The sequence below is a fragment of the Leptotrichia sp. OH3620_COT-345 genome (assembly GCF_003932895.1).
Taxonomy (GTDB): domain Bacteria; phylum Fusobacteriota; class Fusobacteriia; order Fusobacteriales; family Leptotrichiaceae; genus Pseudoleptotrichia.
The window spans coordinates 22,105-40,691 of record NZ_RQYW01000003.1 but is presented as its reverse complement, the minus strand read 5'-3'; the positions used below and the strand labels follow the sequence as shown (position 1 = coordinate 40,691).

Genomic DNA, 18,587 nt, shown 5'->3' with positions numbered 1-18,587 from the left:
TTCTATATAGAGTGCAGGAAAGGTGAAAAATGAGAATAAATAAGAAATTGGAATCAATGGTAATACGGTTAGAGAAATTGAAGGAAGAAGAAAAAACAAAACTTATAACAACTTTTGATAATTTGTTAAGTACCAAGTATCCTATTCATGAGGTAATAACTGCAAAAGAGTTTACTAAAATCATAGCGGATATTTACAATCAGAGAAAAGACAGGATTATTAAAATAGAAATTGATGAAAATACAGAAAATTCTGAAAAAAGAAATAAAGAATTTAAAAATGAAGAAAATGGAGAAGATACAAATGACGGAAGCTGAAAAAAGAGATATAGACAAACGGAAAAAAATAAACTTTCTGAATGAAAACTTAGGAGATGAAATATTGGATTTGCTTGATAGAGAAGATATAAATGAAATTTCAGTAAATCAGGACGGAAAAGTATGGATAGATATAGCAAAAGAAGGGTATGTAAAAACAGAAACCATATACGATAATTTAAGAAGAAAAACTATTATCGAAGTTATCGCTTCCTTTAACGGAAAAAGTGCCAACAATGATACACCTATAGTTTCCGCTACTTTACCGAATAAAGAAAGATTTGAGGGGATACTGGGAGAACCTGTAGATGATAAACCCGTATTCTCAATCAGAAAGCCGAGCAGAGGAATAATTCCGTTGGAAAATTTCTTTAAAGCCGTATTTGAAGATGAAAATGGAGAAGAAATATACGATATACTTTCCAAAGCTGAAAATTCTCAAGAGTTGATAAAAATGGCGATATTAAATAGAGCCAATATTTTAGTAAACGGTGGAACATCATCAGGAAAAACCAGTCTTACGAATGCTATGATACAGCTCTTAAACGGTACTAAGGACAGAATAATAACAATAGAGGATACTCGGGAACTTAACTGTAGAGATATAGAAAACAAAGTTATGTTAAGAACAACAGAAACAGTAAGTGCAAAAGATTTACTAAGATCTTGTATGAGACTTAACCCGGACAGAATTTTTGTGGGAGAGTTGCGAAGAGGAGAAGAAACCATAGAATTACTTAAAGCGTGGAATTCAGGACACCCGGGAGGAATATCAACAATACATGCCAATACTAATCAATCTGCTTTAAAGAAAGTTGAACAGTATTTAGGAGAAGTAAGTTCAAGAAAACAGATCGGAATGATACTGGAAGCTGTAAATATAGTTGTAAATATAACAAAACAGAATACAGTTAGAGGAATAAAAGAAATTGCATTAGTAAAGGGATACGATTATGAGAAAAAGGAATATATTTTAGAAAAAATAAATTAAAACAGGAGAAAATGAAAAATAAAGTATAAAAAATATTGAAAGTGAGATGATGAAAATGAAAGATCAGATTATGAAATTTTTAGAAGAAAAGACAAATAATGAAATCGGGTATACTTCATTAAACAGAAGTCAGATACAGGATAAAATGGGAATCAATGATGACGAAAAATTTAAAACGGCATTTAAGGAATTAGTTCAGGAGAATAAAATATTTTTTCATCAATCTGTAGAGGCAAAAATAAATTATGACGGTTCAGTATTTGAAATGCCCAAAATGAAATACTTTATAGATAAGAACAAGGCAGTTGACTATAAAAATAAATACGAAGAAAAAGAGGCGGAAATACTGGCTAGAAGAGAAGAGATTGAAAAAGTTAAAGAGGATAAATTAAACACTTTATCCGATAATGCAAAATTGATTTATAGCACATATAAAGAAAATTTAGGTGAACTTGTATATCTTGATTCAAAAACGGTGAGAAAGGCTTCTAAATTAAACTTTAAGGATTTTCTGGAAGCACAGAAAGAGCTGACAGTAAATAAAGTACTGTTTACAACAAAAATATCAAAAGAAAAAGATAATGAAGAAAAGTTTATATTAATTGATAGAGGTGATATTTTGAATAAGGTTTTGAAAAGAGAAGAAGTTAAACAACATATAAAAGAAAACAAGGAAAAAGAAAATTCAGATTGGGAAAATGAAGCTGAAACTGAAGAAAAGGAGAGATAAAAGTAGTATATATTCAGTATAGAGTGCTAAAAGGACAATGGAAATTAAACAAGTACAGTCTTGAAAAGTGATATTAAAAGTGCTAAAATTAAATATAAAGATTTATATTCGGGAGGAAATTTATGAATGATACATATGTAGTGTATGAAGTTTCCCATTGTTATTACTTGGATAAAAATAATAATTTAAAAGAATATAAAGAATTTTTACCTTTATATGAATTTAATAATAAGAATGAGGCACTTAAAAAAATAGAAAATATGGTTTGTGAATGTAAACCGTACATAGAAGAAAGTAAGGGATATAATTTTATAGGATATACATGTATTGAATATGAATTGGTAAAAGAAAATATCAGTACAGAAGAATCAATAAAATATAAGGCAATAACTGATTATGATAAAAGCTTAAATAAAGAATTTTTTGAAGAAATTTTGAAAAAATTGAAAAATAAGAAAATAGTATTTCATAATTGGTTTCCGAATCCTGAAGCTTCAAAATTAATATCACTGCAAAAATTATAAAAAAGAGACTGTAGAAAATAATACAGTCTCTTTTTACTTGGAGGTAAAAATGAGAGAGCAATCTTACAAGGTTCAGGAGATATTTAAATGGTTTTCCAAATATGACAAGGAAGATATATGCATAAAAAGTAAAAGTAAGGAATTTTTTATAGAAATAAACAATAAATCTCTTCCTCATTTATTAGGATTACAGTATATCAATGATAATGAAAGTAAACATGGAGTGCTAAAAGGTCAAAGATTATATAACAAAATAAATGAAGAAAATCTATCCGATCAGGATATATATGATTTAATAGCTGAACATAATGCAAATAAGATTGATAGTGTAGCCAACAGAATTAATACTTTCAAAGAATTTATGGAAAATTTGGAAAATGGATATATTTTTGAACAGACGAATCAATATACTCAAATAAAAAGTAATTACTTAGTTGTTCAGACAAAAAATAATCAGTTTCTTCATTTAGGAATAAGAAAAGAAGAATACGGAGATATAATAACAGAATTTGAAGTTGATAATAGAACGAAGGATATACTGGAAACTTATTTTGCAAGGGAAGATATAAATTATTTTGAAAACAGCAGAATATTTGAAAAAATCACTGAAATTTCAAAATATAATGACAAAACAAAAAAATATGAATTATTTTCTTTTAAAGAAGATAAAGAGAAACATTTCTGGGAAAATGAAACTGAAACCGAAGAAAAAGAAAGATGACGGTACTGTATATTATATATAGAGCGTGAGTAATAAAGAAATTAAAGCACTATATATTCTGTATAGAGAGTATTTCTAACAACCTATAAAAGGACTCTATACTAAATATATAGTGCAGATAGGAGGGGATAGGAAAAATGAAAATAATTTTGTTAATGACACTATTTTTATTTAATATAACTTTTACAATGGAAAATTATTTAATAAAGTATAACCCGAAATTAGATAAAACAACAGCAAAGTATATAGTTTACAATGTAATGGAAAATAGCAGAAAGTATGATATTAATCCTTATTTAGTTTTAGCCGTTATGCAGACAGAAAGTTCCTTTAATCATAATACAGTAAGTCATGCCGGAGCGAAAGGACTTATGCAGCTTATGCCTTTCAATTTCCGTGAGTTTAATGTTGACAATACAATTGCGGGAAATATAAGAGGGGGAGTGCTTCATTTAAAAAGAGACTTTGAAAGGACAAAAAACATAAGAGATACTTTAATTTGCTATAATGCCGGCTGCGGACGTTTAAAAAATAATGCATGGTTGAATATAAAGGAAACAAGAGATTATATTGTTAAAGTAGATAAATTTTATAAAAAGATAATGGAATACAGAAAAAACAGAAATCCAAATTTTGAAAATACTTTAAAAATAAGTAAAACGGACAACACAAAAATAGAATCGGGAAATAAAACAGTTAAAGCGGAAATTGAAGAGGAAGAGAGTAAGATAAAGAAAGGCTGGAGAAATAATAACACAATATCATATATAAAAAGAGACCTTAAAACTGTAGAAAAGAGGGAAAATGAAGAAGATTTTTAGAATAATAATATCGGTACTGTTGCTTATGTCATGTTGTTCAAATCAGATAGCTAAGGAAAATAGTGAACTGTATATTTCAGCAGTTCCGGTAAATTTTAACAAGATTGAAATGCTTGATTTGGGAGATATAACTGATTTAACAAATAAGGAAATAAACCTTTACAGCATTAAAAAAGTAAAACTTAAAAATATTCCTAAGATTATTTTGGATATAGATTATTCAAAAGGTATTTCCGACGGTATGTTAATAGAAGAGCCTATTAAAGGAAATCTATTAATTGAACTTAATAGCATAGGGAAAGAGCAGACTATTAATAAAAAAATTCCTTTTTTAAGAGTAAACGAAAATTCTGATTTAAAGGTAAATGTGAATTTTCCTGAAAGTATTGACAATACCATTTTTGAAGTAGTAAAAGAAAAAAAGGGAGAATACATTTATTTTCTGTTAAAGCCTTTGTTTTTAGATGAAAATACTTGGGAAAGAAAAGTCAAAGAAGATATTGAAAAAGAGACAAATATAGCATTTTATGAAGATAACCTTATAGCTCAATATCATCTGAAGGAAAGAATCGGGGGTAAAATTTATAACAGAAATTTAAGTAAATTGAAAAAAGCAACTTATCTTGAAGGAAATAGTATAGAAAATGCAGAAATAAATATTAGAAAGGAAAACGGTACAATTATAAAAACAAAGGCTGATGAACATGGTAAATGGAGAACATTTGTGGAATTGGAAGACAACAAAATATTTATGAGTCAAAAATATAAACTAAAAAATAAGTTTGTAAGAACTTTAGAAGTAGAGCAGAAATTAAGAGGTGAAAATAATGATTGAAATCAGGTTATATCAGGGATTAGTTGAAAAGAAAAATATATTTGGAATTCCTATAGAGTTTATAGTTATATTCGGAGCACTTATAGGGATACTATATTTAATGTTTTGGAGTTGGCTTGTAGTAATACCTGTAATAATTTTATATATTGCTACCGCATATATTTCAAAAAAAGATATGATATTTATACTTATATATTTAAATAATATAGTGAAAAATCCTGTTTGGCTTGGATTTTAGAAAGAAGGGTAAATGTTATCAAAAATATTGAAAAACTATAAAAATTCATATAAGTCCTTTGTACCCTATGAAATACTTATTGATGAAGGGATAGTTCTTAACAAAACAAACAGTTTCATGTCCTGTTTTAGAGTTCGGTTTAATGATTTGGATTACTTGGAAGTAGAGGACTATGAAACAATTTTAAATAGAATAAATCAGGCAATAAGAAGATTACCGGACGGTTACAGTATTCATTTTGAGGTACAAAGAAATAAGTCGAATGAATATCCAGCGAAGGATTTAAATGATAAACCTTATCCGACAAGGATTATAGAAAGACTTAGAGAAAATTCAGTAAAAAAGGAAGAGTTTTATATAACAGAATATTTTATTTCTGTTACATATACTATGAAGCCTGATGTTGTAAGTTATCTTGATAAATTTATAAATTTTTTTAAAACATTTAAATTAAGGAAATCAAAAGAAATTGAAAAAAGTAAAGAGGAATTGCTGAAAGAGTTCAAAAAAGAACTTACCGAATTTAAAAATACGGTTGAATTATTCGTAACGCAATACAGAACTGCTGCAATAAGTGTAGATCAGCTTACAGATAGGGAACTACTAGGCTTCCTGTATACGGCTGTAAATAATGAAAAAAGAGAAACAGTGGGAGTACCGCCTATAGGAAGTATGTATATAGACGAACTTATTACAGCTTCGACTTTAACAAATGAAGATGATGAGAAGCCTGCAAAAATAATGAATGATTATATAAAAGCTATAACTATTAATTTATATCCGGGAAAAACTTATCCAAGAATTTTCAATGAACTGGAAAATTTAAATTTTGAATACAGGTTTGTAACGAGATTCATTGTATTAACAAGAGAAGAGGCACTGGATATATTAAAAAAAGCAAGAATATATTTTAATTTTAAACTTAAAAGTTTAATACAGTGGATTATAGACGGAATAAATCAGAGAGAAACAACGAGTATAGATACGAATCAGCTTGAAAAAATAAATGAAGCTGATGAAATTGAAATGGAACTTAAATCGGGAGAAGCAAGTTTAGGATATTATACTTTTACTTTCCTTATAAAAGATAAAGATTTGGAGTCTTTAGACAGAAAAGTACAGGAAGTAAGAAAAGTATTAAGTGTTTTGGATTTTGTAGCTAATGAAGATAAATATAATACCTTTGATTCTATTTTCGGCTCTATTCCGGGAAATATTGTGGCAAATATAAGAAAAGTTCCTATGAGCAGTAAAAGCGTAGCAACATTAATGCCTATGAGCAGTCTGTATGTAGGAGATAAATATAATAGGCATTTAAAAGATATTGCACTTTTTACTACCAAAACAGAAAAGGAATTATTTTATTTCAATCTCCATAACGGAGATGTAGGACATACAAGCCTTATAGGTCCTACAGGATATGGAAAATCTTTTCTTTTAAATTTTCTTGCTACTGAATTTGGAAAATATGAATATCAGAAATTAATGGAAAATGAACAAGGGCAACCTGAATATATAACAAAGAAAGCTCAGGTTTTTTTCTTCGATGTAGGAGGTTCGAGCAGAGTTTTATGTGAATTGAACGGAGGAAAATTTTATGATTTAGGAAAAGATGATGAAGAAACTAATGAAATGGAAGTATCATTCCAACCATTAGCAAATATAGACGATGATAAAGAAAAAGAGTGGGCGTTAAGTTGGATTTCCATTTTGCTGGAACAGGAAGGAATTAATGTAGACGCAAGAGTTAGAACTATCTTATGGGAAGCTATAAAATCTTTGGCAAGTTCCGACATAAAAAGAGAAAGCAGAACTTTAAGTAACTACTGTGCCTACATTCAATCAAGAAACATAAGGGAAGCATTGAGTATTTACTGTGGAACTGAAGCATATGCAAAATATTTTGACAGCAGTAAGGAAGAAATGGAAGAAAATAATTTTATAGTATTTGAAATGAATAATGTAATTACTAATGAAAAAGTGATTGTTCCTCTGCTTGATTATATATTTCATAAAATTGAAAGAGATAAACTGGACGGGACACCGACACTTATAATAGTAGATGAGTTTCAAGTATTGGTAAAAAATGAGAAAATGAAGGAAAAAATAGAAAAATGGCTTAATACATTAAGAAAATATAATGCTTCGGTTATTCTATCTACACAGTCACTAAAACATTTGTCTGAATCAAGTATAGCTGCCTCAATAATAGACGCATGTAAGACAAATATTTATTTGCCTAATGAAAGAGCGATGTCTACATGGAGAGATTTGTATCATAGATTTAATTTAAATGACAAAGAAATAGAAGAAATCAGGAATGGACTTAAAAAAATGGATTATTTTGTTAAAAGAACTGACGGAACAAGATTATTTCAGCTAAACAGTACAGCAACAGAAATTTCTCTTGTCGGTTCATCTGATAAAAATGACCAGAAAAAAATAATTCAGTTAAAAAAAATGTTAGATGAAATTCCAATGTCTGAAGAAAAAAGAATTCTTCAGCTGAATAAGGAATGGATAAATTATAAGTACAAAATGAATCAGATACCGTTATATGAAATAGAGCAATATAAAGATATTTTATTAGGAGGAGATTAATATGAAAAAGAAAATTATATTATTAGTATGTTTAGGAATTTTAAGCACTATCGGATTTGCAAATCCGACATCAAAAGTAACTATAGGAACTTTTAACCCGAGATTAGAACTGATTAATCGGGCAACTGAAGGAACTACTGAAATAAATGATAAAAATTTTGATTTTACAGAAAAAGAAAAAACGGAACCAAGCAGTAATTATGTAAGAGGGGGAGGAGGAATAAGAAGTATAAGTGGTTCTGTTAATTTAGACAGCCTATTTAATACTCTTGATAATTATTATGAAATTGCCAATAAAGCTACAGAGCTAAGTTTTAATGCTGTATCCCGTTCAGCCGATTCTGCCACAGTAGCTGCAAGTTTAGCAGGAAGTACAAGATTTATGGGAGGAGTTGCGACAATGGGGTCTAATATCCAACTTATTTTACAAAAATTATTGGCAATGAGAAAAAGAGTGGATGATTTAAAGCAGTATAAAAGATTCCTTGATTCTGTCAGAACATTTAATAAAAATGATTTGAAAACCTTAGCAGAAATAAGTACTACACTAGACAGATTAGACGGTATAGTTTCAGAAGGATTTGATTTAAAAGAAAAAACGGTTGCTTACGGAGATTTGGTAAGAAATTCTGATTTGTCAACTTTTGAAGGCTGGGAAAATTTAATGATGGGAGATATAAATTTAAAGAATGTAAACGATGAGGCTTTAGACAGACTAAGCGGAAATGAAGCCGGAAAGGTTTTAAAAGCACTAAATGAAGCAAAAGCCAGAATAAGAAATATGAATCCACAGAATGCAACACAGGAAATGACAAAGCTGAATGCTCAAATAAATCTTTTAATAAGTATGTTTGAAAAATATATGTCTGATTCGGCAGCTGTTGCAACAAAAGAAATACTGGCAGATAATAAGAAAGTGGAAGAAGAAATAGCTTCAAAACAGGAAAGACAGGAAAGTATAACAAAATTAAATAATTATCAGGAAAAACTTAAAAAAGAAGTTAGGGAAGCAAAAAAGAGAAATAGATTTGCAGGAGATTTAGGGAGGTAAGTAAAATGCTCAACAGTTTTTTAGAAACTTTTACGGAATTCTTAGATATAGGAAGAGATAAATCCGCTCCTATAGTACTCTTTATAACTACTACAATAGCAGTTATAGACTTTACCTTAGCTTTTATATACCAATATTCCGAAGATTTTATGAATGTTTTAAAAATATTTTTTCAAAAATTATTTAAATATGCTACACTTTTTGCATTAATAAGGTATTTCGGAAAAGTAGTGGATTACTTAATTGAACTTATGTTTATTATAGGATATAAGTTTTTCCCGGAACAGGGATATGTAATGGGAAAAATTATTGATTTTGATACAATTTATAGTAATTTATTAGTCAGTATAATTAATATAAACAAGGAAAGAAGTAAATTGGGTTTCGATAAATTTGGAGATCAATTAATATATCTTATAATAATGATAGTGGGATTAATAGCAATATTTTTAATCCTGAAAGAAATAATAATTTCTTTTATAAAACTCAAAACAATGTCAACAATAGGATATTTCCTGATTCCCTTTAACGCCTTTGAACAGACAAAGGCAATGGGAGAAAAGTTATTTCATGGGATATTGGCAGAATTAGGAGTATTGTTAACCGCCGTTTCATTGACGGGGATAACGTTAAAGGTATTGGAAACAAGAGCATATACCTCTACTTCTACAGGGAATACAATAACTTTAGGAGATTCCTTAACATGGTTATTTATGCTTCTGTTATGTGCTTTTCTTGTCACACAGGCAAAAGAATTCGGGTCAATGCTTATAAACGGTACAGCAGCAGGAAAAGGATCAGGTGCGTTGGCTACAGGATTAACAAGTGTTGCAGCGACAGGGGCTTCTGTTGTAGCGGCTGCCTATACCGGAGGAACTTCACTTGCAGCAGGAAGTGCAAGAGCAGCACAGGCAATAAAAAGCGGAAAAAATTTACAAGGAGTTCTAAAGTCGGCAAGAGAAGGAATGAAAGCCGGAAAAGATTATGCTCAAAGTACAAGACTTGCTAAGGCAGGAAGAAGATTGAATTCAGGAATTCAGAAAACAATAGCTTACGGTTCCGGTCAAAGAAACCTTACAAACTTAGGTGGAGATTTACTTGGCGGAGTATTCGGAACAATTGGAGACCAGACAGTAGGACATAATACCGAAGAAAAAAGACAGAAAAAAGAAGCTCTGTTTGAAGACACAATCGGAGAACTTAAAGATTATGCAGGAACACATAAAATCAATAATGCAATAAAAGCAGCAAAAGCAGAATACACAAAAGCACTGGAAGAAGAACTTAAAGATCTCGGAGAAGAGGAAAAAGTAAGCAGAATATCCAAATACAGAAAAGCTACGGAAACTTTCCTGAAACAGTATAACAGTAAGGAAAACAGGATGAATTCTTACAGGGTAGGGCAGAGAAAATATAATGAAAGAAAAGAATTTGATAATCCGGAAAATAGAAAAAAATGGAAAGAATTCAGAGATAGGAATAAATTTGTCACAGGAAAAGATAAATGGGGTAAATTTAGAGATACTGAAAATAATAGGAAAAAGTTTTATGAGGAAAAAGAAAAGGAGGACGCATTTGATGGAATCTACGATACTGAAAATAATAAAAAGAATTGATTTTATTAAATTTCTAAGGTATAATTAATATAAATGGCGAAAGGAGATATTTTATGTCAATGAGCTATGATGATATACTGGATATGGAACAAAGAGCTAGAGAAAATCTACAATATGTAGAAGATACCGGTATAATAAAAAAAATAATTGACCAAATTAATAAAGTAATAAGAGCAACCAACTCAGATCGTAAAAAAATAGAAGTATTGGAAAAAAGTAATGAAGAGTTAAATGAAAAGATTATAAGTTTAGAAAAGAGGATAGAATTATTAGAAGAAAAAAATAAAAATTGGGAAAGATAGGTGATAATAATGAAAAGAATCATTATATTTCTGCTATTAATTTTAGGGATATTTTCCTGTAACGATCCGACAAAAGAAATTAAAAAAGATTTGGCTGAATTAAAAGCAGCTTTGGAAGAAATTAATAAAGAATACGAACCAATTCTGGATAGGGTAGTTGAATTTCATAAAGAAGAACTGAATGCAGATATAATGAAAAGGACAACTTTTGTTGGGGATAAAGAAAGTGATGAGGTTATAGCTAAGAGAGAGGCTTTTAAAAAAGAGATATTTGAAAAGACAAAAAATGAAATAGATTCTATGAAATTTCCTAAAACTGAAAAAGTAAAAAAAATTATTGAGAAATTAGAAAAAAAAGTATCTAAAAGAAAAGTTAATGAAAAAAATATAATGGAAATATCATATTATAATGGACTTAGTGCTATAATGTCAGAAGTAAAAGTAAGAATTGAAAGAATTGATAATTTCAAAAATAATATTATAGATTATAATAGTCTTGATAGAATAAGTAGCGGAATGGCTCAGTTGGATTACAGATTAGATAATACTATAAGTCAAATAATAGAGTTAGAAAACTTTCCGATTTAATCCTATTAAAAATCGAGAAGATTTATAACATGAAAAAATGGAGGTTAGAGATGAAAAAGTTACTAATATTAATGATGTTGTTATTCAGTGTTTCAGTTTTTGCAGAAAAACTGACTACAGACGGTAAAGATAATTTAGATAAGTTAAAAGGTAACTGGGATTCAATATTAGCAAGTATTGAAAAAAAGAATAATAATTGGTATATCGAATACAGTAGTGGAGAAGTTGGAAAAATTTCAAAATATAAAAGTGGAATATTGGTATTTAATCTTAGTGATGAGTATAATAAATATGGAAATACTTATTTTGCTTGGGATATAAAATATAAAACACTGGTAATGGTTGATAGAAACGGAAATATATTAAGTAAAGAAAAAAGAGTAGTAGAATGTATAAGAAATCAAACCTGTAATTAACTGAAAAATTGAATAAAATAGTATGAAATCCGTCAGCCGGCGAGCTGACATAAAGAGGTATTTCATGATAGCAGATCGGCGAATTTGCATTCATGGAATACCTTTATTTTTTTATCGTAAATTTGAGAAGAAAGGAAAAGAGAAAAATATGAGAAAAATAATAATGATATTCAGTTTTATCTGTTTAAGTATTTTATCGTTTGCAAATAAAGGGAATTATGATGATACAAAATTTAGACAAGATATAATAAATTATGCAGTTAATAATTTGAATAGACCTTATAGCAATCAATATAGAATGAGGGGGGGATATTTTGATTGTTCCTCATATGTGGGAAGAGCAACCGCAGCTGCAGGAATGAACGGAGGAGTCACTGGTAAAGGTGGTGCCTCAACTACGACTGCCGGAATAAGAGGAGCTGGACAAGTAAAAAGAACTTCATTTGATCAGATAAAACCCGGAGATCTTTTAAATTTTGGAGCTCAAGGAAGTAAAGGGTATGGACATGTGGGAATTGTACTTGAAAATTTGGGAAATGGAAAATTTAAGATGGCTCATGCTTCCAGTTCGAGAGGAACAGTGATTGATATTATAGATGTAAGAACTTATAGAGGAGGTTCGTATATTGGAGCAACCAGTGCAACACAAATATTGATAAACAATGGATACACACCAATTAATTCAATCGGACAAGTAGTTGTTCCACCAAATGGTTCAAGTATCAGCACAAATGCTTATGGTACAGCTTCACAAGATACTGTGAATATTCAATACGAACCTTCAAATAAAATGGACTGGGACACATTTGCGGATAACATTATGGGATTTCTCAAAGAAGGGCTTGATAATTTTGGGAACATAGGGAATATATTTATTTTCATTATGACTACTTTCTTTATAATTCAAGTTATAAAAGATTCCATTTTTGCTATTGCTGATAATAATATTAAAGGATTTATTTCAGGAACTATTTTTAAAAGAACTTTCGGATTTGTATTTTATATTTTTATAACTAATAAGATATTTAGCGGTGAGTTAATTCAAATGGGAAAAGATATAAGCTATGGAATACTTGAAAAACTCACAGGTGAAAAGACTCAAAAGCTGAATGAAATATGGACATTAAAAGAGAAATTAGCTTCTGAAGTATTTGAAGCTATTACTAAAATAAACTGGATAAATCCTTTGGATTTTCAAAAAAATTTGTTAGTTACAATAGCATTACTGGTGATATTTGTACTGATTAATGTTGCTTTTCTGTTTATTATGTTTGATTTGCTTAAACTATTAATCGGATTTGAATTATCTTTAAGTTTATCTCCTATATTTCTTACTCTCGGAATATTAGATGAAACAAGACAGTATTATAATGTAGGGAAAATCTTTAGTATGATTATAAATTTTATACTAAAACTGGTTTCAATTAACTTCTTTGCTATTATAGGGATTAAGGTTTTATCTGAAAATAATACTTTTCAAAATTTAGTTGATTCATTGAAAGATATAGAGACAATACTTACAGGAAATTTCATACTATACATATTTCTTATATTTATAATTTATACAGTAATCCATAAAATAGAAATAAGTTTTTAAAAAATACCCCTAAGGGTTGAGGAGTAGAGGTAAAATTAAAACTACTTAGTTAATCTGTATATGATATACATCATAACAATAATAGTAATAACATTTTCCATGCTACTACCTCCTTATAAGAATTTAAAGGGCGTTACCCCTCAAAAAAATTATATCAAAAAAGACTGGGAAAAACCAGTCTTAATTGAAACGTATTTTTAAATTCTTATAAGTTTCCCTTAAGGGTAGAAGAGTAATCTTCTATGACAGTATTATATCATAAAATATAAAATTGTCAAATTGGGTATAACACAAGTTTTAAGGAGATAAAATGAAAAAAATAGTTTTAATTTTAACAGGAGTTCTTTTGTTAATCGGATTTACAGTTTCTAATATAATTATTAATATTAGTGAAAGCTCTCCGACAGGGATTTATATAATAAACAGATTCAGTAAGAATTATAAAATAAATGACTATATTGTATATGAAACTCCTAAAGAATATAAAAAGTATGCAGATAAAAAACTACAAAACTTACCGGCTTTAAAAAAAGTAAAAGCCGCAGAAGGGGATAAAATTGAAATAACTGAAAACACATTATTTATAAATGGAAAAAGGGAAGGTATTTTAAAATATAATATACCTTCAAAAATTAAAAATAATACATTGAAAAAAGAAGAATACTTCACTTTTTCTGAAAATGAGAATTCACTTGATAGTAGATATTACGGAGTTATTGATAAAGAAAAAATAAAATATAAAGCATATTTATTATTAAAATTAGGAGGAAATAATGACAAACATTGAAAAAGAAGTGATAAAAATTTTGCAGAAAAATAGGGCAATTAAAGAGCCCAGAACAAGGAAGGAACGGCAACATCATCTTGTAAAAAAGGGTGCAATATTTGAGATGTTGGGAATTGACGACATGGATGAGGATTTTTTGTTAGGTGTTTTATTAAAAGTATTCGACATGAGTGATGAGGAAAAAGAAAAAACCAGAAGTTTAGGTAATAAATTTAAAATTAAAAGAAATCAGCTTAGAAAACAAATGAAAGAGAGTGGTAATAATGAATAGAGATTTTTTTGACGGAAATTATGAAAAGGTTGGAAATATATTTGAAACTATGAAATCACAGAATGTAAAGGAGTATACGGAAGAATTATTTTTGAATGAACTGGAAAAACAGATTAGGAAATTGGAAAATTTAAAATTAAGAATAGACGGAAACTCCATTGAAGAAAAGGAACTGAAAAAGTCTGTGAATGAGGTATTGGAAATATACAAAGATTTAAGAGACAATAAGGAAAATCTCTTGCAAATAATAATTCCGATGGATAAAAGACTTATAATGGATAAGGATTATGACGGAGATGGTCTTACTAATAGGCAAGAATTGTATTATGGAACAGATCCGTGGGATAAGGATACAGATAAAGACGGAAAATCAGATTATGAAGAAATATTTGAAAAATAAAAAAATGTTGATAAGAAGTAAATAATACCCCGTAGGGTTGAGTGAGTTATTTAGAGCAAGAACCTCTGAATTAGCAAAAATATTGCTAAAATAAAAATAAATGTCTTCATAGACATCACTCCTTATATTAATGATACGAGTGGTGAACTCGTTCAAAAAACATTATAACAAAAAAGACTGGTATTTTCCAGTCTGATTTGTCACCATTTTTTATCATTAATATAAGTTCCCTTTAGGGATTTACACTGATATTATATCATAAATTACAAAAAAGTCAAATGAAATAAACACTGTATATTTAGTATAGAGTGGGAAAGGAAAAATATGAAAATAATTGAAAGCTTGATGAAATTATATGATTTTAAAGAGGAAAATCCTTTTGAAAATGAAATTCCTGATGAAATATCTGAAAAATCAGTTATGGAAATAATAGAAAAAGGAGAAGATTAATATGGCAAAATTGAGTAATGAAAAACAAGAATTAGTAAATGATATTATAAAGCTAATAGAAAAAGAAGACTTATCCTGGAGAAAAACATGGAGAAGTTTAGATGAACCAAATAACCCAATATCAAATAAAGAATATAAGGGGTCTAATAATATAAGACTGTTAATTTCATCAATAAAAAATGGATATAATGACCCTAGATGGATGACTTATAATCAAGCTAGAGAAAACAATTTTCAAGTAAAAAAAGGAGAAAAATCAACACCGGTGTATTTTTATCAATTAACTGATAAAAATACAAAAAAGGAATTTAATAATGAAACTATAAAAAATATGTCTGAAGAAGAAAAAAGTAAATATTTATCAGAAAATATTTATATTATTACTAAAAAATATAATGTGTTTAATGCGGAGCAAATACATGGAATTGAGAAATATAATCAAAAAATTCAAATAGATTGTAGTAAGAGAAATGAGATAATAGAACAAATCCTTGATAATTTTGAAGTGTCGATAAAGTATGATCAATTAAATAATGCTTTTTATAATTTAATTAATGATAGTATTCATCTTCCTAAAAAAGAAAAGTTTAATAGAATAGAAGATTTATACTCTATTGCACTACATGAAATGGCACATTCAACAGGACATAAGAAAAGATTAAATCGGGATATGTCTGGTAAATTCGGAGATAAAAGTTATGCCAAAGAAGAGTTAATAGCGGAATTTTCATCAATATTTATACAACAAGAAACTAAACTGAAAATAGAAGATAAAGAGTTTGAAAATAATGCAGCATACATCAAAAGTTGGAATAGCATATTAAAAGAAAATCCCGGAGTATTATTTGAAGCCATAAAAGAAGCACAAAAAATAAATGACTATATATTAGAACCATATAGAGAACAATTAAAAAATATCAAATTAGAAGAAAAACAAGAAAATTTATGGATAAAAGATGATGAAAAGGATTGGGAAAGATAAGCACTATATACTCAGTATAGAGTAAGAAAGGATACAAAATGAAAAGAAAAATTTCTATCTATTCCTTCTTATTTCTTGTTATATTGAATAATACAATCGCAAGTGGAATAAGTTTTATAAACAGAGGTACTAATACAGATTACGGATTTGTAAAAAAGAAGAAGGATAAAATAGATAAAATAAAAGTAATTAATAAATCTTCTAATGAAACAAATTTAGATATTAGAAATGAAATAATAAATTTTGCTACAAAAAAACTAGGGAGTCCATATTTATGGGGTGCTAGTGGAACAGATAAATTTGATTGTTCTAGTTTTGTACAATACGTATATAAGCAAACAATGGGAATAAACTTACCTAGAGTTTCTTATGAACAGGCACAGTTTAAACCCCGTATATCAAAGATTAGGAAAGGAGATCTTCTTTTTTTTGAAACATTAGGAAAAGGACGTATTTCCCATGTGGGAATTTATATGGGAGATAACAGATTCATTCATGCAAGTTCAGCGAGTAAAAAGGTTGTTATATCTGAATTTTCAGGTTTTTACAGAGAAAAATTCAAATGGGCTATATCAGTAATATAATTTAAATAAGGACTCTATATTTTACATAGAGTATTTAAAAATCAAATAGAGGAATGAAACCGTCAGTCGGCGAATTGACATAAAAAGGTATTTCATAATAGCAAATCGACGAATTTGCATTTATGGGATACCTTTATCTTTTTTTAGGAGAAAAGTTATGAATACGAATTTAAGCGATATAAATTTAAAAGACCTTCTTGAATATATGGGAGAAAGTTTAATTCCTCATGGAAGGCGGAGGTACAAATTAAAAGATCATGATAGCCTTATTTTATCCGGTTCATTATTTGTCTGGAACTCTAAAAATATAAAAGGGAATTATTACGACTTACTTAAAAACTTATATGGAATAGAAGGGAGGAAAATATTTGAAAAGGTAGAAGAATTTTTAGAAGATATAAAAAATGAAAAATATAAACCCAGTGAAAGTAATGTATATAGCAGCAAAACTTCTGTGAAAGGATTTTCAATAAAAAAAGATAATTTAAATAAAGTAATTAATTATTTATCTGAAAAAAGAGGGATAAATAAAAAGATAGTGGAAGCGTTATATAAAAAAGAAATTATCTTTTTAGATGAGAGAGATAATGTTAATTTTACAATCAGGGATATTGGAAATAAAATACAGGGCTATGACTTAGTAGGTACTGGAGAAAGTAAATTTAAAAGAAATACTAGTAGTCATTACGGATTTAATATAACAAATAATAAAGAAATAAAAAATTTATATATTTTCGAAGCTGCGATAGATCTACTGTCTTATTTACAATTAAATAAGGGAAACGTAGAAGAAAATAGTAGATTTTTAAGTATTTCAGGAGTTAGAAACGATATATTTAAAAGTTATTTATCTGAAGATATCGAGAGTATTTACATATGTACTGACAATGATGAAGCAGGAGATAATTTTTATAAGGTAATAAAAGAAGAATACAGTAATTTAAATATCTATAGAGAAAAATCGAAAAATAAAGATTGGAACGATGATTTAAAAGAGATAAAGAATATTGAAAAAGAAAATTTATGGATAAAAGATGATGAAAAAGATTGGGAAAGATAGCACTATATATAGTATAGAGTGTATACCCCTAAGGGGTGAGGATACGTTAGTATAAAATCTTTTGAATTAGTAAAAAAAATACTAAAAACAAAAATAATATATGCATACGTATACCTCCTAGAAAAATATGCAGGTCTTTGCAGAAACCCAATTAATTATACTAAAAAGGACTGAAAAAATCCAGTCCTTATCTGCAAAATTTACATATTTTTCTATAGTAAAACTCCTTAGGGGAGTTACACGAGTATTATAACATAAAATCTAAAAATGTCAAATAATAAAACACTATATATTTAATATAGAGTGAAAAAATTAGGAGGAGATAAAAATGGGATTAAAAGGAAAATATATGTATTTAGAAAATGAAACAGATATGATTTTAGATTATGGAAAAAGTTATTTATCAGGAGAATATTTTATAAATCATTTGTATTATAGTGAAGAAAATGAAGAAATTGAAGAAAGAATAAATTTTGAAACAGAAATGGAAATGCTTAAATATCTTAAAGTTCACGGAAAACAAAAAGAAGAAGTATTAAAGGAAAATACTAGTGAAAACTTTTGGATAGAAAGCAGTGATAAAGATTGGGAAAGATAACACTATATACATAATATAGAGTGCGTACCCCTAAGGGGTTGAGGCGACATTAGTATAAAATTTTTTGAATTAGTAAAAAAAATACTAAAAACAAAAATAATATACGC

Annotated in this window: 23 protein-coding genes; all 23 read left to right on the top strand. The window is 28.3% G+C overall.

Annotation, left to right across the window (positions count from 1 at the left end; translation table 11 throughout):
• Positions 1–29 precede the first annotated feature (29 nt).
• The gene (locus EII29_RS02500) at positions 30–317 is read left to right on the top strand and encodes a hypothetical protein (protein ID WP_125235975.1); all 288 of its coding nucleotides are present in this window, start codon (positions 30–32) and stop codon (positions 315–317) included.
• On the top strand, positions 304–1,308 hold the full coding sequence (locus EII29_RS02495) for an ATPase, T2SS/T4P/T4SS family (protein ID WP_125235974.1): 1,005 nt from the start codon (positions 304–306) through the stop codon (positions 1,306–1,308). The genes EII29_RS02500 and EII29_RS02495 overlap by 14 nt, the downstream gene beginning before the upstream one ends.
• 70 nt (positions 1,309–1,378) lie before the next feature.
• Positions 1,379–2,038 (top strand): hypothetical protein, encoded by a 660-nt coding sequence (locus tag EII29_RS02490; protein ID WP_233573230.1) that lies wholly within the window; start codon positions 1,379–1,381, stop codon positions 2,036–2,038.
• A gap of 122 nt (positions 2,039–2,160) precedes the next feature.
• The gene (locus tag EII29_RS02485; RefSeq protein ID WP_125235972.1) at positions 2,161–2,562 is read left to right on the top strand and encodes a hypothetical protein; all 402 of its coding nucleotides are present in this window, start codon (positions 2,161–2,163) and stop codon (positions 2,560–2,562) included.
• A gap of 49 nt (positions 2,563–2,611) precedes the next feature.
• The gene (locus EII29_RS02480; protein WP_125235971.1) at positions 2,612–3,283 is read left to right on the top strand and encodes a PBECR4 domain-containing protein; all 672 of its coding nucleotides are present in this window, start codon (positions 2,612–2,614) and stop codon (positions 3,281–3,283) included.
• A 137-nt stretch (positions 3,284–3,420) separates the two neighbouring features.
• On the top strand, positions 3,421–4,104 hold the full coding sequence (locus tag EII29_RS02475; RefSeq protein WP_125235970.1) for a lytic transglycosylase domain-containing protein: 684 nt from the start codon (positions 3,421–3,423) through the stop codon (positions 4,102–4,104).
• On the top strand, positions 4,088–4,939 hold the full coding sequence (locus tag EII29_RS02470; protein ID WP_125235969.1) for a hypothetical protein: 852 nt from the start codon (positions 4,088–4,090) through the stop codon (positions 4,937–4,939). The genes EII29_RS02475 and EII29_RS02470 overlap by 17 nt, the downstream gene beginning before the upstream one ends.
• Complete coding sequence (locus EII29_RS02465) at positions 4,932–5,177, top strand: VirB3 family type IV secretion system protein (RefSeq protein ID WP_125235968.1); 246 nt, start codon at positions 4,932–4,934, stop codon at positions 5,175–5,177. The genes EII29_RS02470 and EII29_RS02465 overlap by 8 nt, the downstream gene beginning before the upstream one ends.
• 12 nt (positions 5,178–5,189) lie before the next feature.
• Entirely contained in the window at positions 5,190–7,778 is a 2,589-nt protein-coding gene (locus EII29_RS02460; RefSeq protein ID WP_125235967.1) for a TraM recognition domain-containing protein, read from the top strand.
• Position 7,779: 1 nt separating this feature from the next.
• The gene (locus tag EII29_RS02455; protein WP_125235966.1) at positions 7,780–8,829 is read left to right on the top strand and encodes a hypothetical protein; all 1,050 of its coding nucleotides are present in this window, start codon (positions 7,780–7,782) and stop codon (positions 8,827–8,829) included.
• A 5-nt stretch (positions 8,830–8,834) separates the two neighbouring features.
• Positions 8,835–10,445, top strand: a complete 1,611-nt coding sequence (locus EII29_RS02450) for a type IV secretion system protein (protein ID WP_125235965.1) — start codon at positions 8,835–8,837, stop codon at positions 10,443–10,445.
• Between the two features lie 59 nt (positions 10,446–10,504).
• Positions 10,505–10,747: a hypothetical protein gene (locus EII29_RS02445; protein WP_148096397.1), complete on the top strand. Its 243-nt coding sequence runs from the start codon at positions 10,505–10,507 to the stop codon at positions 10,745–10,747.
• 9 nt (positions 10,748–10,756) lie between these two features.
• The gene (locus EII29_RS02440) at positions 10,757–11,335 is read left to right on the top strand and encodes a hypothetical protein (protein ID WP_125235963.1); all 579 of its coding nucleotides are present in this window, start codon (positions 10,757–10,759) and stop codon (positions 11,333–11,335) included.
• Positions 11,336–11,385: 50 nt separating this feature from the next.
• Positions 11,386–11,751 carry a hypothetical protein gene (locus tag EII29_RS02435; protein ID WP_125235962.1) on the top strand — a complete coding sequence of 122 codons (366 nt, stop codon included), beginning with the start codon at positions 11,386–11,388 and terminating at the stop codon, positions 11,749–11,751.
• Between the two features lie 148 nt (positions 11,752–11,899).
• Positions 11,900–13,348 carry a CHAP domain-containing protein gene (locus EII29_RS02430; protein WP_158612447.1) on the top strand — a complete coding sequence of 483 codons (1,449 nt, stop codon included), beginning with the start codon at positions 11,900–11,902 and terminating at the stop codon, positions 13,346–13,348.
• 310 nt (positions 13,349–13,658) lie between these two features.
• On the top strand, positions 13,659–14,135 hold the full coding sequence (gene lepB / locus EII29_RS02425) for a signal peptidase I (RefSeq protein WP_125235960.1): 477 nt from the start codon (positions 13,659–13,661) through the stop codon (positions 14,133–14,135).
• Entirely contained in the window at positions 14,122–14,406 is a 285-nt protein-coding gene (locus EII29_RS02420) for a conjugal transfer protein TraD (RefSeq protein WP_125235959.1), read from the top strand. Before lepB ends, EII29_RS02420 begins: the two co-directional genes overlap by 14 nt.
• Positions 14,399–14,806 (top strand): hypothetical protein, encoded by a 408-nt coding sequence (locus EII29_RS02415; protein WP_125235958.1) that lies wholly within the window; start codon positions 14,399–14,401, stop codon positions 14,804–14,806. Before EII29_RS02420 ends, EII29_RS02415 begins: the two co-directional genes overlap by 8 nt.
• Positions 14,807–15,130: 324 nt before the next feature.
• The gene (locus EII29_RS12990; protein ID WP_255411003.1) at positions 15,131–15,256 is read left to right on the top strand and encodes a hypothetical protein; all 126 of its coding nucleotides are present in this window, start codon (positions 15,131–15,133) and stop codon (positions 15,254–15,256) included.
• 1 nt (position 15,257) lies between these two features.
• Positions 15,258–16,238, top strand: coding sequence for an ArdC family protein (locus EII29_RS02410; RefSeq protein WP_125235957.1), 981 nt, complete (start codon positions 15,258–15,260; stop codon positions 16,236–16,238).
• Between the two features lie 38 nt (positions 16,239–16,276).
• Positions 16,277–16,822: a C40 family peptidase gene (locus tag EII29_RS02405; protein ID WP_125235956.1), complete on the top strand. Its 546-nt coding sequence runs from the start codon at positions 16,277–16,279 to the stop codon at positions 16,820–16,822.
• 157 nt (positions 16,823–16,979) lie between these two features.
• Complete coding sequence (locus tag EII29_RS02400) at positions 16,980–17,882, top strand: toprim domain-containing protein (protein WP_125235955.1); 903 nt, start codon at positions 16,980–16,982, stop codon at positions 17,880–17,882.
• A 328-nt stretch (positions 17,883–18,210) separates the two neighbouring features.
• Positions 18,211–18,480: a hypothetical protein gene (locus EII29_RS02395; RefSeq protein ID WP_125235954.1), complete on the top strand. Its 270-nt coding sequence runs from the start codon at positions 18,211–18,213 to the stop codon at positions 18,478–18,480.
• Positions 18,481–18,587: the final 107 nt, after the last annotated feature.